Annotated in this window: 16 protein-coding genes; 8 read left to right on the top strand and 8 right to left on the bottom strand. The window is 65.6% G+C overall.

The window, feature by feature from the left end:
• Positions 1–155: 155 nt before the first annotated feature.
• The 4 genes from MUK71_RS08610 to ypfJ are packed head-to-tail and all read left to right on the top strand — an operon-like array spanning position 156 to position 3,161.
• On the top strand, positions 156–869 hold the full coding sequence (locus MUK71_RS08610; protein ID WP_227927811.1) for a biotin transporter BioY: 714 nt from the start codon (positions 156–158) through the stop codon (positions 867–869).
• On the top strand, positions 869–1,579 hold the full coding sequence (locus tag MUK71_RS08605) for an energy-coupling factor ABC transporter ATP-binding protein (protein WP_227901895.1): 711 nt from the start codon (positions 869–871) through the stop codon (positions 1,577–1,579). The genes MUK71_RS08610 and MUK71_RS08605 overlap by 1 nt, the downstream gene beginning before the upstream one ends.
• Positions 1,576–2,262, top strand: a complete 687-nt coding sequence (locus tag MUK71_RS08600) for an energy-coupling factor transporter transmembrane component T family protein (RefSeq protein WP_227901896.1) — start codon at positions 1,576–1,578, stop codon at positions 2,260–2,262. The genes MUK71_RS08605 and MUK71_RS08600 overlap by 4 nt, the downstream gene beginning before the upstream one ends.
• An 8-nt stretch (positions 2,263–2,270) precedes the next feature.
• The gene (gene ypfJ / locus MUK71_RS08595; RefSeq protein WP_227901897.1) at positions 2,271–3,161 is read left to right on the top strand and encodes a KPN_02809 family neutral zinc metallopeptidase; all 891 of its coding nucleotides are present in this window, start codon (positions 2,271–2,273) and stop codon (positions 3,159–3,161) included.
• An 80-nt stretch (positions 3,162–3,241) separates the two neighbouring features.
• Here ypfJ and MUK71_RS08590 read toward each other — a convergent pair whose 3' ends face one another.
• The 7 genes from MUK71_RS08590 to MUK71_RS08560 form a co-directional block, all read right to left on the bottom strand.
• Positions 3,242–3,883, bottom strand: coding sequence for an HAD family hydrolase (locus MUK71_RS08590; protein ID WP_227927812.1), 642 nt, complete (start codon positions 3,881–3,883; stop codon positions 3,242–3,244).
• Positions 3,861–4,274 carry a hypothetical protein gene (locus MUK71_RS08585; protein ID WP_227927813.1) on the bottom strand — a complete coding sequence of 138 codons (414 nt, stop codon included), beginning with the start codon at positions 4,272–4,274 and terminating at the stop codon, positions 3,861–3,863. The genes MUK71_RS08590 and MUK71_RS08585 overlap by 23 nt, the downstream gene beginning before the upstream one ends.
• Before the next feature lie 106 nt (positions 4,275–4,380).
• A complete protein-coding gene (locus MUK71_RS08580) occupies positions 4,381–4,710 on the bottom strand; it encodes a metal-sulfur cluster assembly factor (RefSeq protein ID WP_227901900.1) in 330 nt (109 codons plus the stop codon).
• Between the two features lie 38 nt (positions 4,711–4,748).
• The gene (gene sufC, locus MUK71_RS08575) at positions 4,749–5,519 is read right to left on the bottom strand and encodes a Fe-S cluster assembly ATPase SufC (RefSeq protein ID WP_227901901.1); all 771 of its coding nucleotides are present in this window, start codon (positions 5,517–5,519) and stop codon (positions 4,749–4,751) included.
• A gap of 106 nt (positions 5,520–5,625) precedes the next feature.
• Complete coding sequence (gene sufD, locus MUK71_RS08570; RefSeq protein WP_227901902.1) at positions 5,626–6,957, bottom strand: Fe-S cluster assembly protein SufD; 1,332 nt, start codon at positions 6,955–6,957, stop codon at positions 5,626–5,628.
• The gene (gene sufB, locus MUK71_RS08565) at positions 6,957–8,432 is read right to left on the bottom strand and encodes a Fe-S cluster assembly protein SufB (RefSeq protein WP_227901903.1); all 1,476 of its coding nucleotides are present in this window, start codon (positions 8,430–8,432) and stop codon (positions 6,957–6,959) included. The genes sufD and sufB overlap by 1 nt, the downstream gene beginning before the upstream one ends.
• The gene (locus MUK71_RS08560; RefSeq protein WP_227901904.1) at positions 8,432–9,223 is read right to left on the bottom strand and encodes a helix-turn-helix transcriptional regulator; all 792 of its coding nucleotides are present in this window, start codon (positions 9,221–9,223) and stop codon (positions 8,432–8,434) included. Before MUK71_RS08560 ends, sufB begins: the two co-directional genes overlap by 1 nt.
• 104 nt (positions 9,224–9,327) lie before the next feature.
• On the opposite strand from MUK71_RS08560, the gene MUK71_RS08555 reads away from it, so the two are divergent.
• The 3 genes from MUK71_RS08555 to MUK71_RS08545 are packed head-to-tail and all read left to right on the top strand — an operon-like array spanning position 9,328 to position 12,016.
• Entirely contained in the window at positions 9,328–10,290 is a 963-nt protein-coding gene (locus tag MUK71_RS08555; protein ID WP_432418045.1) for an ABC transporter ATP-binding protein, read from the top strand.
• Entirely contained in the window at positions 10,287–11,030 is a 744-nt protein-coding gene (locus MUK71_RS08550; protein ID WP_227927814.1) for an ABC transporter permease, read from the top strand. The genes MUK71_RS08555 and MUK71_RS08550 overlap by 4 nt, the downstream gene beginning before the upstream one ends.
• On the top strand, positions 11,021–12,016 hold the full coding sequence (locus tag MUK71_RS08545; RefSeq protein ID WP_423724590.1) for a COX15/CtaA family protein: 996 nt from the start codon (positions 11,021–11,023) through the stop codon (positions 12,014–12,016). The genes MUK71_RS08550 and MUK71_RS08545 overlap by 10 nt, the downstream gene beginning before the upstream one ends.
• Positions 12,017–12,535: 519 nt before the next feature.
• Here the strand turns inward: MUK71_RS08545 and MUK71_RS08540 are convergent.
• Complete coding sequence (locus MUK71_RS08540) at positions 12,536–13,432, bottom strand: heme o synthase (protein WP_227928078.1); 897 nt, start codon at positions 13,430–13,432, stop codon at positions 12,536–12,538.
• Between the two features lie 563 nt (positions 13,433–13,995).
• Here MUK71_RS08540 and tkt point away from each other — a divergent pair.
• Entirely contained in the window at positions 13,996–16,185 is a 2,190-nt protein-coding gene (gene tkt, locus MUK71_RS08535; RefSeq protein ID WP_227927816.1) for a transketolase, read from the top strand.

Raw genomic sequence — 16,185 nt, 5'->3', positions numbered from 1 at the left:
GACCGGTTGGGAAGGCCTTGTTGGCCGGAACAGCCTTCCCAGTCTAGCCGCACGGACCGTTTTGTAGAAAACCTCCAATGGAATCGCGTCTGCGCGCCGCTAATGTTCGGAACGCGGGACGGTTCGGTTTTCTTCCAACTTCGGAAAGTGCAGCGATGAACAACACACGGGCAAATGCGGCGGATCCAACTCCCGCAGCAGGCAGCGGTCCTGCCACAGCAAAGACCTCCCCCGACGGCGGAGCACAAGCGGCAGCAGGTGCCCATCAGGGCCGGGAGCGCCGCGCTCCGCGACGGTCCTGGACCCCCACCGACCTGTCACTGATAGCCGTCTTCGCTGCACTGACGGCTGTGTTCTCCATTCTTCCCGGCATTCCACTGGGCGCCGGTGTGCCCCTGACGCTCCAGACCCTGGCCGTTATGCTGACCGGAATGATTCTCGGTCCCGGCCGCGGTGCGGCAGCGGTGGGGCTGTTTCTGCTCGCCGGGCTGGCGGGCCTTCCGGTGTTCAGCGGGTTCCGCGGCGGATTGGGAGTCCTGGCCGCACCGTCAGCCGGATACCTGCTGTCCTTTCCCATAGCGGCATTTGTTGTGGGCGTCCTGTCCGCGGTGGTGCTGCGCCGGATCAGCCGGGCGCGGTATGTGTGGCTTTTCGCCGCCGCCATAACAACCAGTTTCCTTGTGGTCCACCCGGCCGGGATCACCGGCCTGATGGTTAACGCACACCTGGACTTCAGCGCGGCGCTGGCCGCTGACATGGCCTTCTGGCCCGGCGACGTACTGAAGAACCTGTTGGCTGCAGCCGTGGCGGTCAGCGTTTTCAAGGCCTTCCCCGGGATGGCCCCGGCCAGCCGCCGGACACGGCGCTGATGCCTCGGATCCTGCTGCAGGACGTCAGCGTTCTGCCGGCATCTCCAGGAACGGATGCAGAACCGCCGCCCATTCTGCATCCGTTCTCCCTGGAACTGGCCGGCCCCCGCACAGCGGTGATCGGCGCCAACGGATCCGGCAAATCGACCCTGCTGAAACTCCTCAACGGTTTGGTCCTGCCGGACACCGGGTCCGTCACCGTGGACGGACTGGACACGGCTCACAAGGGTGCGGCCGTGCGGCGCCGGGTCGGCTTTGTCTTCACGGATCCGCTCTCACAGCTGGTTATGCCGACCGGCAGGGACGACGTCGAGCTGTCACTGCGTGCCTCGGTGCCGGGCCGTGCCGCGAGGCGGCACACAGCAGAAGCCCGGCTGGCTTCGCTGGGCCTGCTGGACCTGGCGGACAGAAGTATCTATGACCTATCCGGCGGTGAGCGCCAGCTGATGGCACTGGCCTCCGTACTCGCGGTGGAGCCGGACATCCTGGTTGCGGATGAGCCCAGCACGCTGCTTGACCTGCGCAACACTGCACGCCTTCGCGGGATCTTTTCCTCGCTCCCGCAACAGGTCATCTACACCACGCACGATCTGGAGTTCGCCGCCGACGCGGACCGCGTCATTGTGATGGAGAACGGTTCGGTGGTGTTCGACGGCGGTCCGCAGGAAGCCATAGCCGCCTACCGGGCGCTGGCCCTCGGAGTGCGGTGAGGCGCCGGGCCGGCCGCGCGGCGGCAACCGACCTCCTTGGCGGCTACACGGAGGGATGTTCCCTGGTCCACTCGGCGCCCCTGTGGACCAAAGCCGCAGTGCTGGTGGCACTGTCCGTCACGGTGCTGGTGTTCTTCTCCCCCACTGTGCTGGGTGCCGCCGCGGTGCTGGTTGCCCTGCTTTACGCCGCAGCCGGGCTGCTGCGCCGGATCTGGCAGCCGTTGCGGCTGATGTGGCCGCTGCTGGTGCTGCTCGGTGCGTTCCAGATCTGGTCCGCCGGGCCGGTAACCGCGGTGCTGGTGACCGGCAATATCGTGATCTGTGTTGTTGCCGCCCGGCTGCTGACCCTCACCACCTCTCCCCAGGAGCTGCTGGACGGGCTTGTGTCGCTGGCGCGGCCGCTGCGCTTTGCCGGTGCCGACCCGGAACGGTTTGGACTCACGCTGGCCCTGATGCTGCGCAGCATTCCGTTCCTGCTGGGGTCCGCCAGGGACGTGCGGGAATCCGCAATGGCCCGCGGGCTGGAGCGCAATCCGCGGGCGTTGACGGTGCCGGTGGTCATCCGTTCAGTGGCGTACGCCAGGCAGACCGGAGATGCCCTCGCCGCACGCGGCCTGGGCGAAGCGTCACCGTCCCGGGAGAGACGGGTCCCGGAACGGAAGCATGCTGACGGCCGGGGATAATCGGGTTCATGAGTTTTAACGAAAATGCACAGCTGGATTCCTCGCGCGTCAGTGACCGGCGGGGCAAAGGCAGGGGGCTCGCCGTCGGCGGCGGCCTCGGCGGCGGATTGCTGCTGATCCTGTCCCTGTTCTTCGGTTCGGATGTCATCGACGGCCTGGGACTGAGCGACGGCGGGTCCGTGGCCGCCGGGCAGGGGCAGTCCGAAAGTATCGACACGTGCCTGAACGGCGGGGACGCCAACGCACGGCTGGACTGCCGCATTCTGGGAACGGCCGAGAGCCTGGACAGCTTCTGGGCGCCGTACCTGGCGGACTATGGCACGGAATACACAGAGCCGGGCGTGGTGCTTTTCACCGACCGGACCGCCACCGCCTGCGGCTCAGCAACCAGTGCAGTTGGCCCCTTCTACTGCCCGGCTGATCAGCAAACCTATTACGACACTGCTTTCTTCTCCGATCTGGTCAGCAACTACGGATCTTCCGGCGGACCGCTGGCACAGGAATACGTGGTTGCTCACGAGTTCGGTCACCATGTCCAACAGCTCACCGGCTCTTCCGCAGGCCGGAACGCGGATCCGCAGGGCCCTGAGTCCGCATCCGTGCGCACCGAACTGCAGGCGGACTGCTATGCCGGTCTCTGGGCCCGCCACGCGGCTTCACAGCCCGCGCCCGGCGGCGGGGAGCCGTTCCTCGCTCCGTTTACCGAGAGGGACATCAGCGATGCTCTCTCCGCCGCCTCGGCCGTGGGCGATGACCGGATCCAGTCCGCCGCCACCGGAGGGGTGAACCCGGAAACCTGGACCCACGGTTCCAGCGACCAGCGCCAGGCCTGGTTCCTTGCGGGCTACGAGGGCGGAAGCCTGGAGACCTGCGATACCTTCAGCGCAGCGGAGCTGTAACTAACGGCGGTAACGGTAACTAGCGGCCGAACCTCTAAGGGAGGGCAGACCCGCCCGAATGGCGGTCCTGCACGGGGCAGCTAGTCCCGCAGGTCCGCCAGTTCCTGCAGGAGATTGGTCCATGGTCCCAAATGCACCGTCCGGATCCCCAGGTTCTGCGCCGCCTCAATGTTCCGCGCGTTGTCGTCGATGAAGACAACGTCTTCGGGCGCAGCATGCATCCCGGCCAGGACGTGCCCGAAGATCTCCGGCGCAGGTTTGAGCAGGCCGAGCTCTCCGCTGAACCAGGCGGTGCGGAAGAACTTCATCCACCGGGATTCCCGCCGGTACCGTTCCGCCATCCCGGCCGGCATGTTGGACAGCAGGGCCAGGCGGGCCCCTTCGCCGCTGAGCGTCTCCAGGACCCGCAGTGTCGCCGGGTTCAGGTGTGCCCACTGCCGGGCGTCGAGCTCCTCCAGAGTGGAGACCTTGCCGGCGTCCACCGCCGGCGTTCCCACTACCCTGGCCCAGTAGCTCCCGGGACTGAGCCGGCCGGCGTCGAACTCTTCCCGGTGCCGCCAGTAGGAACTCCCCGGCGCGGCCAGGTCCAGGCCGGTTTCGCGTTCCAGGGCCGCCCAGTCCCCCGGTGTGGGGGCGGTGGAGATCACCATGCCGTAGTCGAAGAGGTACAAGGGTCCGCCGGACTCCCGCGGGGAAGGATCAGGCAGCGGGCTGGCCGACATTCACTTCCGTGAAGTCGCGGCAGAGCCGCCACGCCCCGTCCGTGAGCCGCCATGACTCCAGCAGCAGGGCTCGGCCGGTGATCTCGGCGCCGCTGCGGTAGGTCATTTCATAGAAGACAACTGCCTCATCCCGCCCCCGCGGAGTCACGGTGCGGAAATCCGCGTGTACGCTACACCCCTGCATGTCTGCCACGGTGCCGGCAAAGCCTTCCCGGGCGGTGGCGGCATCAAAGGGGGCGGTGGCAGCAGCCTCCTGCCCCAGCCAGCCGTGATACTCCGGGGAAAGGAACTCCTCGATCGGTGCGCTGCGCCCGGTGCTCATGGCCTCATTCCAGGCGTCGATATACCGGTCATGAAAATGCGTGGTCCCGCCGGCCATAGTGTTCCCCATGGCGAGAACGTAGCACCGCCGGAGTGTGCCGCCGCCGCGACACGCAGAAGGGCCGCCGCCGGAGTGATTCCGGTGGCGGCCCTTCGTGGATGGTGCAGCGAACCTGCTAGATGTTGAAGCCGAGGGCCCGCATCTGGTCGCGTCCGTCGTCGGTGATCTTTTCAGGTCCCCACGGCGGCATCCATACCCAGTTCAGACGCCACTCGTCGACAACGCCGTCGAGTGCCTGGGCGGTCTGCTCTTCGAGCACGTCCGTCAGCGGGCAGGCCGCCGTCGTCAGCGTCATGTCGATGAGCAGGGCGCCGTCGTCGGCGTACTTCAGCCCGTAGAGCAGGCCGAGGTCCACCACGTTCACCCCCAGTTCGGGGTCAATGACGTCCTTGAGGGCCTCTTCGACGTCCTCCAGGGACGTCTGGGCCAGATCGGAGTCGCTCATATGTTGCTCCTTCAGCTGCTCTGTGTCGCGTGTATCAGTTACGCGCCGGCTGCGGCGTTGGCGCCGGTGAAGCGGTCGTAGCCTTCTTCTTCGAGCCGGTCTGCCAGTTCGGGGCCGCCCTGCTCGGCGATGTGGCCGTCAACAAAAACGTGGACGAAGTCAGGCTTGATGTAACGCAGGATACGCGTGTAGTGCGTGATCAGCAGCGTACCCATGCCGCCCTTGGAGTGCTCACGGTTGACGCCCTCGGAGACAACCTTCAGCGCGTCCACGTCGAGGCCGGAGTCGGTCTCATCCAGGATGGCGAACTTCGGGTGGAAGAGCTCGAGCTGCAGGATCTCCACACGCTTCTTTTCACCGCCGGAGAAGCCTTCGTTGACGTTGCGCTGGGCAAAGTCGGCGTCAATGCGCAGGTCGGACATGGCTGCCTTGACGTCCTTGGTCCAGTGACGCAGCGAGGGAGCCTCGCCGTCCAGTGCGGTCTTGGCGGTCCGCAGGAAGTTGGTCATGGTGACGCCGGGGACCTCTACCGGGTACTGCATGGCCAGGAAGAGGCCGGCGCGTGCACGCTCGTCCACGCTCATGGACAGGACGTCTTCACCGTCGAGGGTGATGGAGCCGCTGTCCACGGTGTAGCGCGGGTGGCCGGCAATGGTGGAGGCCAGGGTGGACTTACCGGAGCCGTTGGGGCCCATGATGGCGTGCGTCTCACCGGTGTTGATGGTCAGGCTGACACCCTTCAGGATCGGCTTGCGGCCCTGTTCGGTCTCAATGCTGACGTGAAGATCCTTGATCTCAAGAGTAGACATGCGAGTTGGCTTTCTCCTTTGCACCCTGTGGTGCGTTACTAAGCTTTGGGGATGGAAGGCGGGACATCCGAAGGCGCCGGAAGGATCCGGCACCTTCGGTGAGGTCCTAGTAGGCTCCGGAGGCTTCGAGCTCGCGCTCGACGGCGTCGGTGAGACGCTCTTCCAGGGCCGGAACCTTGATCTGCTGGATGATCTCGGTGAGGAAGCCGCGGACCACCAGACGGCGGGCGGTTTCCTCGGGGATGCCGCGGGCCATCAGGTAGAACAGGTGCTCATCGTCGAACCGGCCGGTGGCGCTGGCGTGGCCGGCACCCTCGATCAGTCCGGTTTCGATTTCCAGGTTCGGAACGGAGTCGGCACGGCCGCCGTCGGTCAGCAGCAGGTTGCGGTTGACCTCGTAGGTGTCGGTGCCTTCTGCTTCCTTGCGGATCAGGACGTCGCCAACCCACACGGTGTGCGCGTCGCGGCCCTGCAGGGCGCCCTTGTACATCACGCGGGACTTGCAGTTGGGTACTGCGTGGTCCACGAACAGACGCTGTTCCAGGTGCTGGCCGGCGTCGGCGTAGTACAGGCCGAACATTTCCACGTCACCGCCGGTGGCGGTGAACTTGGACGACGGCGTGATGCGCACCAGGTCGCCGCCAAGGCTGACGACAACATGCTTGAACTTCGCGTCGCGGCCGATCCTGGCGTACTGGGCGGAGGCGTGCACGGCGTCGTCGTCCCAGTCCTGGACCGAGACCACGGTCAGCTCTGCACCGTCCTCAACCACGATCTCCACGTTCTGGGACAGCACGGCCGAACCCTTGTGGTCCAGGACCACAACACCCTTGGAGAACTTCTGCGCGGTGATCACAATGTGCTGCGCGGCGGGATCCTTGCTGACACCGTTGATGGTCAGCGTGACGCTGCCGTCCACCACGGTTTCGGCAGGCAGGGTCACAGCGGTGGCTTCACTGAAGTCCTCCCAGGCGGCCGCAGCCACCCGGTCCTCCGGAATACCGGCCGAGCCGATGCGGGCATCGGTGCGGGCAATGCTCTCCACGAGCACACCGTCCGGAGCCACTACTGCCAGCTCGGGTGCGGAACCGTTCAGGTCCGCAGTGTGCAGGCCGCGCAGGCGCTTAAGCGGGGTGAACCGCCAGTCCTCTTCGCGTCCGTTCAGTTTGCCGAAGTCAGCCCGGTGGTAGGAGGTCATCCGGCCGGCGCGGGAGCTGTCCGGGATGCCCTCTCCGCCGCCGTGGCTGTGGGCCTTGCTGCTGTCGCCGCCGAGGGGCGAGGAATCGTCATTCAGCGGGGAAAGGTTTTCGCCTTCCTCGGTGAAGCCGTCAATGCGGATGCGGTTGGACTCGGAGGAGCCGACCTTCGCCTTGACCTCCTCCACTACGTTGCTGACCTTCTCGGTCACTGTTTCGACGACGTCGTTAAGCTTCGACATTAACCGACGGCTCCTTCCATCTGGAGTTCGATGAGGCGGTTGAGTTCAAGGGCATATTCCATCGGCAGCTCACGGGCGATCGGCTCAATGAAGCCGCGCACGATCATTGCCATTGCCTCGTCCTCGGGAAGGCCGCGGGACATGAGGTAGAACAGCTGCTCCTCGCTGACGCGGGAAACAGTGGCTTCGTGGCCCATGGTGACGTCATCTTCGCGGATGTCCACGTACGGGTACGTGTCCGAGCGGGAGATGGTGTCCACCAGCAGGGCGTCGCAGCGCACGGTGTTGGCCGAGTGCTTGGCGCCTTCACGGACCTGGACCAGGCCGCGGTAGGCAGCACGGCCGCCGCCGCGGGCCACGGACTTGGAGATGATGGAGCTCTTGGTGTTGGGGGCAATGTGGACCATCTTGGATCCGGTGTCCTGGTGCTGGCCCTCGCCGGCGAAGGCGATGGACAGGGTCTCACCCTTGGCGTGCTCGCCGACCAGGTAGACAGCCGGGTACTTCATGGTGACCTTGGAACCGATGTTGCCGTCAATCCACTCCATGGTGGCGCCCTCGTGTGCAATGGCACGCTTGGTGACCAGGTTGTACACGTTGTTGGACCAGTTCTGGATGGTCGTGTAGCGGACGCGGGCGCCCTTCTTCACGATGATTTCGACAACGGCGGAGTGCAGCGAGTCCGAGGTGTAGATCGGCGCGGTGCAGCCCTCGATGTAGTGGACGTAGGAATCTTCGTCCGCAATGATCAGCGTGCGCTCGAACTGACCCATGTTTTCCGTGTTGATGCGGAAGTAGGCCTGCAGCGGGATTTCCACGTGGACGCCCTTGGGGACGTACACGAAGGAGCCGCCGGACCACACGGCGGTGTTCAGCGAGCCGAACTTGTTATCGCCCACCGGGATAACCGTGCCGAAGTACTCCTGGAACATTTCCGGGTGTTCCTTCAGTGCGGTGTCGGTATCCAGGAAGATAACGCCCTGGCGTTCCAGGTCCTCGCGGAGCTGGTGGTAAACAACCTCGGACTCGTACTGGGCGGCAACGCCGGAGACCAGGCGGCCACGCTCCGCTTCGGGGATGCCGAGCTTCTCGTACGTGTTACGGATGTCCTCGGGCAGGTCCTCCCAGGTGTTCGCCTGCTTCTCGGTGGAGCGCACAAAGTACTTGATGTTGTCGAAGTCGATGCCGGAGAGGTCTGCGCCCCAGGTCGGCATGGGCTTGCGGTCGAAGTACTTCAGGCCCTTGAGGCGGAGGTCCAGCATCCACTGCGGCTCGTTCTTCTTCGCGGAGATGTCGCGGACGACTTCCTCGCTCAGGCCGCGGCGGGCGGTTGCACCGGCGACGTCGGAGTCGGCCCAGCCGTACTCATAGTTGCCAATACCCTCTAGCTCAGGGTTTTTCTCCAGGATGTCTGAAATCACAGAATCCGGCACCGTGGCAGGTGCCGATGGCTTCTGGGTTACTTGATCCGTCATCACGGCCTTTCTTGCTGATGAATGGATGTGGTCTGGGTGGTCTCGGCGTGCAGGGGTACCTGCGGCGCAGATCTGGTCCGGCCCACGGGAATGTGGGTCGTACAAACGTGTCCGCCCCTGGACAGCGTGGAAAGTCTGCGGACATCCACGTCCAGAAGGCGGGCGAAAACTTCGGTCTCCTTGTCACAGAAGACGGGGTAGGCCGTGGCCAGGCCCTGGATCGGACAATGGGCCTGGCAGAGCTGGACGCTGAGAAGCGTGCTCTTTTTTGCCGTGGCGCCGATCATCGTGGTGGACGCAACGAAACCGTCCTTGGTCAGCTCCGCAGCCAGCGCCTCGGCCCGGTCCGCCGTTTCCGGCCCCGCGGCGTCGACCACGGGACGGTACCGCTTCTCCATTTCGGCGAACCGGTTCGCGGCGAACGCCTCAATGGCCTGGGGTCCGAGTCCGGCACCGAGCTGCCGCAGTGCCTCCGTGGCAATATCCAGGTAATCGTTGCCCAGATACGCCTGGCCCTGCGGGCTGAGGACATAGCGCCGTGCCGGCCGTCCGGCTCCGGAGGCCGAGTTGCGGACCAGTTTTACCTGGATCAACCCCTTGGCGGAAAGTGCGTCAAGGTGGCGGCGCACGGCTGCGGGTGTGAAGCCCAGCCGTTCGCCCAGCTCGGCCGCGCTCACCGGGCCGTGTTCCAGAACCGCACCGAGTACCTTGTCCCTGGTGCGTTCCTCCGCTTCGCGGGCAGCGCCTGGCGCGGCCGCCGCCTTGGTTTCAGAGTTGCTCACAGAATACACAACACAAGCATGACCTAATCTGTTCCCCGTTTCCACTAAGGCAAGGCTTCCCATTGCCTGCCTTCCCGTGCCGGAACCACTACTACCTAACGTAGAATATGCAGGTGCCTATCGATGAACCCTGCCTGACCATTAAAGGTCTGATCAAGGACTGTGGCCCGGTTGCTGGTCTCGACGGCAAAATGATCCGCGTACTCGCCGGCGTAGACTTCACAGCCCGCCGCGGTCAGGTCACCGCCCTGCTCGGTGCCAACGGCGCCGGCAAGACCACCACGCTTGAATGCGCCCAGGGCCTGCAATCCATTAACGGCGGTGAAGTGCGGCTGCTGGGGCAGGACCCGTACCGCGCTGACGCCAGGCTCCGCAGCCGTGTCGGCGTGATGCTGCAGGACGGCGGGCTGCCGCCGTCAGCCCGGCCCGTGGCCCTGCTGGAGCATGTGGCCCGTATGTACGAGGCGCCCCGGCCGGTGTCCGAGCTGGTGGAACGCCTGGGCATCCGCAGCTTCGCCAATACCGGGATCCGCCGCCTCTCGGGCGGGCAGAAACAGCGCCTGGCCATGGCCGCCGCGCTGATTGGCCGGCCGGAAGTGCTGTTCCTGGATGAACCCAGTGCCGGGCTGGACCCGCAGTCGCGGCAGATTGTCTTTGACCTGATCGCCGAACTGCGTGCGGAGGGACTGGGCATCATTCTCACTACGCACCTGATGGATGACGCGCAGAAGCTTGCGGACTACGTGTACATCATTGACGCCGGGAAAACCGTCGCCTCCGGCACAGTCGCCGAACTGACCTCCGCCACCGGGCACCAGGCCGAACAGCGGCTGCTGACGTTCGACGCCGATCCGGGCCTGGACCTCACCGGTTTGGCTTCAGGGACGCTGCAGCACCTGGACGTGGCCGAAGCGGCCCCCGGGCACTATGCCCTGCGCGGCGCGCTTACCCCGCAGGACCTCGCTGACGTGGCCGCATGGTGGGCCCGGCGCGGGATTCTGCCGGCCTCGGTCCACATGGCCTCCCGCACGCTGGAGGATGTCTTCCTCGACCTTTCCGGAAGGACAATCCGTTGAGTGCTCCCGCTTCGCTGCCCGCGCGCATCCTGAATCAGGGCCGCTACGAAGCAGTCATGATGCTGCGCAACGGGGAGCAGCTGATCCTTGCCGTGGTGCTGCCGCTGCTGGCCATGGTTGCCCTGGTGGTCACTCCCCTGTTGGACGGCTACGGGACCAGCCGGATCAATATGGCCACCCCGGGGATTTTCGCGCTCTGTGCCATGTCCACGGCGTTCACCGGCCAGGGCATCGCCACCGGCTTCGACCGCCGCTACGGGGTGCTGCGGTACCTGTCCACCACTCCCCTTGGCAGGGCCGGGCTGATCGCCGGCAAGGTGATCGCAGTGCTCGCGGTCCTGGTGATCCAGGTTGCGCTCGTCTCCATAGTGGCGCTGCTCTTCGGCTGGCGCCCGGAGCTCAGCGGGCTGGTGCCGGCGGTACTGCAGCTCCTGCTCGGCGCCATTGCCTTTACCGCGCTGGGACTGCTGGTGGCAGGCACTGTCCGGCCCGAGGCCACCCTGGCCATCACCAACCTGCTCTGGATCCTGCTGGCTGCGGCCGGCGGTATCATCATCCCCGTAGGCAACCTGCCCGGCATCGTGCAGCCGTTTGTGGAAGTCCTTCCCTCGGCTGCGCTTGGGGATGCCCTGCGCTCGGCTCTGATCGACTCGCAGTTCAATATTTCCGCCACGCTGATTCTTCTGGCGTGGACAATACTGGGCGGCCTGGGTGCTGTCCGCTGGTTCAAATGGAGTTAGCTACCGTGTCACAGACCTCGGCCGGTGTTCCGGCCCGGCAATCCAACAGCCGACAGCCTGCAACGGGCCGGCTCATCCGTTCACTGGCAGTCGCCTCCCTAGTAGCCAACATCGTCATTGTGGTCACCGGTGGCGCCGTCCGACTGACCGCTTCCGGACTCGGTTGCCCCGAGTGGCCGCTGTGTACCGCTGATTCGCTGGTCACCACCCCGGAAATGGGCGTCCACGGAATCATTGAGTTCGGCAACCGCCTGCTCACGTTTGTCCTGACCGCCATTGCGTTCGCCACCCTTTTCTCCGTGTGGCGCCTGCGGGCCGAACGCCGCGACCTGTGGTGGCTGTCCATCGGCCTGCTGGCAGGCATTCCGGCGCAGGCCGTCATCGGCGGCATTACCGTCCTCACGGGACTGAACCCCTGGGTTGTGGGCCTGCACTTCATTGTGTCCATGCTGCTGATTGTCGCCGCCGTCGTCCTTGTGAACCGGGCCTGGCTCTCGCCGGAAGACCTGGCAGTGCGCCACGCTCCGCTCGCTGGGAGGACTCTTCGCCCGCTGCTGGGCGCCGTGGGCGTGCTTGCGGCCATCACCGTGGTGCTGGGCGTGGTTGTGACCGGCTCCGGCCCCCATGCCGGGGACCACGGAGCGGCCCGCAACGGGCTGAACCCGGACCTGATGACACGCATCCACGTAGTGCCCGTCTACCTGCTGGTCTTCACCCTGGCCGTTGCCCTGTACCTGGTCTTCCGCCGGGTAACCGATGCCCGGCTGCGCAATGCCGTGGTGCTGGTGACCGTTGTTGTCCTGGCACAGGCCGTCATCGGGTACGTCCAGCACTTCCTGCATCTGCCCATCGCCCTGGTGGCGCTGCACATGCTCGGCGCCTGCCTGCTGACGGCCGCTGCGGCGCAGGCTGTGTTCGTCGGCTTCGCCAGGCAGGTCCCCGGTGGCGATACCGTCCCCGCGGCCGCTGCTGCGCCTGTGGACTAACCGCCGCTGCACTGCCCGTTGAAAGGGCCGGCCCCCGCATTGGACTGCGGAGGCCGGCCCTTTTTTGGTGCGCCGGGGTCTGGTGGGCGGCGGTATCTGGCGGGCGGCGGGGCGTTTAGGGGTCTTGGGACGGGCCCGTCCCTATCCTTATCCCCGTCCCGGGCGTTAGGGTGTGCCGAACCGGTGCCGGCTCCGGCTTCAGCCCCAGCCCCAGGCTGCCCCGAACCAGTGCCACCGAAGCCCGTGCAGCTGATCCTGCGCAATTATCCGTTCGGGATACCCGCAGTGCACCGGATGCTGTCAGGATCTGGTCCGGGCCGCGCCTGCTGCTGTATTGATGCCAGTGTCCGGGTATTTGGCCCTGAGCCGAAGCCGGCAGCCGGCAGCCGAAAAAGCGCGGCGAGCCCCGCACGAAGCAGCCCGGACCACGAAGCCCGAACATGCAAAAGCGGCCGGAGCCCGAAGGCCCCGGCCGCTGCCAGTCTGCTGCTGCGCACGTACAGCGCGCAGAAACCGCTCCTAGACCAGTGCACCGCCAACAAAGGGGTCCACGGCCAGGGCGAGGAAAAGGATGGTGAGGTAACTGATCGACAGGTGGAAGACCTTCATGGCCGACTTGTCGCTGAGGTCTTCACGCTGTGCACGGGAGTGCAGCTTGTGGGACTCGGCAATAAACCAGACACCGGAAAGTACGGCCGCGCCGGTGTAGACCCAGCCGGCGCCGCCCACGGGTACCAGCAGCAGCGAGCAGGCCACGGTGGCGTACGCGTAGAGCACCACCTGGACCGAAACCAGCTGGGCGCCGGCCACGGCACCGAGCATGGGAACGCTGGCGTTGCGGTAGTCCTCCCCGTACTTCATGGACAGCGGCCAGTAGTGCGGCGGGGTCCAGAGGAAGATGATCATAAAGAGGATGATGGCCGGCCATTCGACCTTGCCGGTCACGGCGGCCCAGGCAATAAGGACGGGCATGCAGCCGGCCGCACCGCCCCAGACAATGTTCTGCGTGGTCCGCCGTTTGAGGATCAGCGTGTAGAAGACCACGTAGAGCAGGATGGCGCCGAGGCCAAGCAGCCCGGTGAGGGGGTTGGCCCCGAACCACAGCATGGCAATGGAAACAATGCCCAGCACCCAGGCGAAGACCATTGCCTCCCGCGGGGAGACCTCGCCGGTGACGAGCGGACGGTTTTTGGTCCGCTTCATCAACTTGTCCATGTCGCGGTCGATGTAGCAGTTAAAGGCGCCGGCACTTCCTGCCGCCAGCGCACCGCCAACCATCGTGACCAGGATCAGGCCAAGCGAGGGCAGTCCCTGCTGGGCAAAGATCATGGTGGGCAGGGTGGTTACGAGCAGGAGCTCGATGACGCGGGGTTTGGTGAGCGCCACGTATGCCCGGACCTTGCGGCCCGCCGTCATCTTCCCCGAGTAGACAGGGGATTCGGCATGCTGGGTAGTCACGAAGCGATCACTGTATCCAATCTGGAACGAAAAAGTCCGTCCTCATCATAGCCTCTATCGGCTGTAGAAATCGAAGTACAGCCCGCCGGGGCGTATATACGCGCGCGGCGCCGCCGCATTTGCGGGTGACAGCAGGCTACCCGCACAGTGTCCGGACCGGGAGTCAACGCCGCCCAAATCGGCTCCGTTGCCGCGTTCGCAGCGTTGCGGGCCCGTCATCGTGCGGCAATAAGGCAGGCAGGAAGCATCCGCAGAGGATAAGGTTGGAGCGGACCTTTCCTGCAGCCAAATAAGGTATCGCGGCTGCGAAAGCGACCCGCAGTATGAAAAAGGTTTCCGCAGCGTGAAGCTGCGAATAACGGAAGCAGCGAATCCCCCGGTGGGGAATCGATTTCCTTCCAACGTTGGTTGTAGTGGTAAAGGCACCGGTAACACCCGCTGTCCGCGGGGGTTTCCGGGCATGTCCGGCACTGTACGGTGCCGGTTATCTGCACAGAGAGGGGCCCGTAAACGTGCCACATATGGAAGAGCAAGAACTGACCTGGACGGATACGGACCGCAAGGCAGTGGACACCGTCCGCGTCCTGGCCGCCGACGCCGTGGAAAAGGTCGGCAACGGACACCCGGGTACGGCCATGAGCCTGGCCCCGGCCGCGTACCTCCTGTTCCAGAAGGTTATGCGCCACGATCCGAGCGATCCCCACTGGATTGGCCGCGACCGCTTTGTCCTCTCCCCCGGGCACACTTCACTGACCCTTTACATTGAACTCTTCCTCTCCGGCTACGGCCTGGAACTCGAGGACCTGAAGTCCCTGCGCACCTGGGGCTCCAAGACCCCGGGGCACCCCGAGTACCGGCATACCGACGGCGTGGAGATCACCACCGGCCCCCTCGGCCAGGGCCTCGCGTCCTCTGTCGGGTTTGCGTTTGCCCAGCGCCGCCTGCGCGGCCTGCTCGATGCCGACGCCGCCGAGGGCACCAGCCCGTTCGACCACACCATCTGGGTCATTGCCTCCGACGGCGACCTGCAGGAAGGCGTCACGGCTGAGGCCTCCTCGCTGGCCGGCCACCAGGAACTGGGCAACCTCGTGGTGATTTACGACGAGAACCACATCTCCATCGAAGACGACACCGACATTGCCTTCACCGAAGACGTGCTCAAGCGCTACGAAGCCTACGGCTGGCACACCCAGCGGGTGGACTGGACCAGGACCGGCGAATACGTCGAAGACGTCAATGAGCTCTACAACGCACTGATGGCAGCCAAGGCCGAGACGAACCGGCCGTCCATCATCTCCCTGCGCACCATCATCGGCTGGCCTGCACCGAACAAGCAGAACACCGGCAAGATCCACGGCTCTGCCCTGGGTGCCGACGAAGTGGCCGCGCTGAAGGAAACCCTGGGCTTCGACCCGGAGAAGAGCTTCGACGTCGACCCCGAGGTCCTCGAGCACGCACGCCAGGTGGTCAGCCGGGGCGCGAAGGCCCACGATGAGTGGAACGAAGGATTCCAGGCCTGGCAGGATGCCAACGCCGAGGGTGCTGCCCTGCTGTCCCGCCTGGAGAAGGGTGAACTTCCCGAGGGCTGGGAAGACAGCCTTCCCGTCTTCGAGGCCGGCAAGGACATGTCCACCCGTGCAGCCTCCGGCAAGGTTCTTTCCGCCATCGGCCCGGCACTGCCCGAACTCTGGGGCGGCTCGGCGGACCTCGCCGAATCCAACAACACCACCATCGAAGGCTCTCCCTCCTTCATCCCGGCCGGCAAGCAGACCAACGCCTGGTCCGGTAACCCGTACGGGCGGGTGCTGCACTTCGGCATCCGGGAACACGCTGCCGCGTCGATCGTCAACGGCATCACGATGCACAGCAACACCCGGGCCTTCTCCGGAACGTTCCTGATCTTCAGCGACTACCAGCGTCCGGCCATCCGCCTCGGCGCCCTGATGGGTGTTCCCTCCATCTACGTCTGGACCCATGACTCCATCGGGCTCGGCGAAGACGGACCCACCCACCAGCCGGTGGAGCAGCTGGCTTCCCTGCGCGCCATTCCGGGACTCGACGTCGTCCGTCCCGGAGACGCCAATGAGGTAGCCGTTGCCTGGCGGACCATTTTGGAGAACACCGAGAACCCGGCCGGCATTGTCCTCACCCGGCAGAACATCCCCACCTACGCCCGCGGCGAGGGCGGCGCCACAGCCGAGGCGTTCGCATCGGCCGAAGGCGCGGCACGCGGCGGGTACGTACTGGCTGAGGCCGTCCGCGACGGCGCCGTCGTGACGCCGGACGTGATCCTGATCGGCACCGGCTCCGAGGTGCAGCTGGCGGTGGAGGCCCGCGAGGTCCTGGCAGCTGAGGGCGTGGCGGCACGCGTTGTGTCCATGCCCAGCATCGAGTGGTTCAACAACCAGGACGAGGCCTACCGGGAATCCGTACTGCCCAAGGACATCCGTGCCCGGGTTTCCGTTGAGGCCGGCATTGCCATGGGCTGGCGCGAGATCATCGGCGACGCCGGCCGCAGCGTGTCCCTGGAGCACTTCGGCGCCTCGGCCGACTACAAGACGCTGTACCGCGAGTTCGGCATCACCTCCGACGCCGTGGCACAGGCTGCCCGCGATTCCCTGACCGCCGCCGGCGGCAGCGGCTCTGCTCCCGACGGCACCCCCGGTGCCGCTTCCGGGGCACAGTCCACCGAGACCGGCGACCAGCAGTAA

This window comes from Arthrobacter zhangbolii (assembly GCF_022869865.1).
GTDB lineage: Bacteria > Actinomycetota > Actinomycetes > Actinomycetales > Micrococcaceae > Arthrobacter_B > Arthrobacter_B zhangbolii.
The sequence above is the reverse complement of the archived record's forward strand: the minus strand, read 5'-3'. Positions and strand labels throughout refer to the sequence as shown.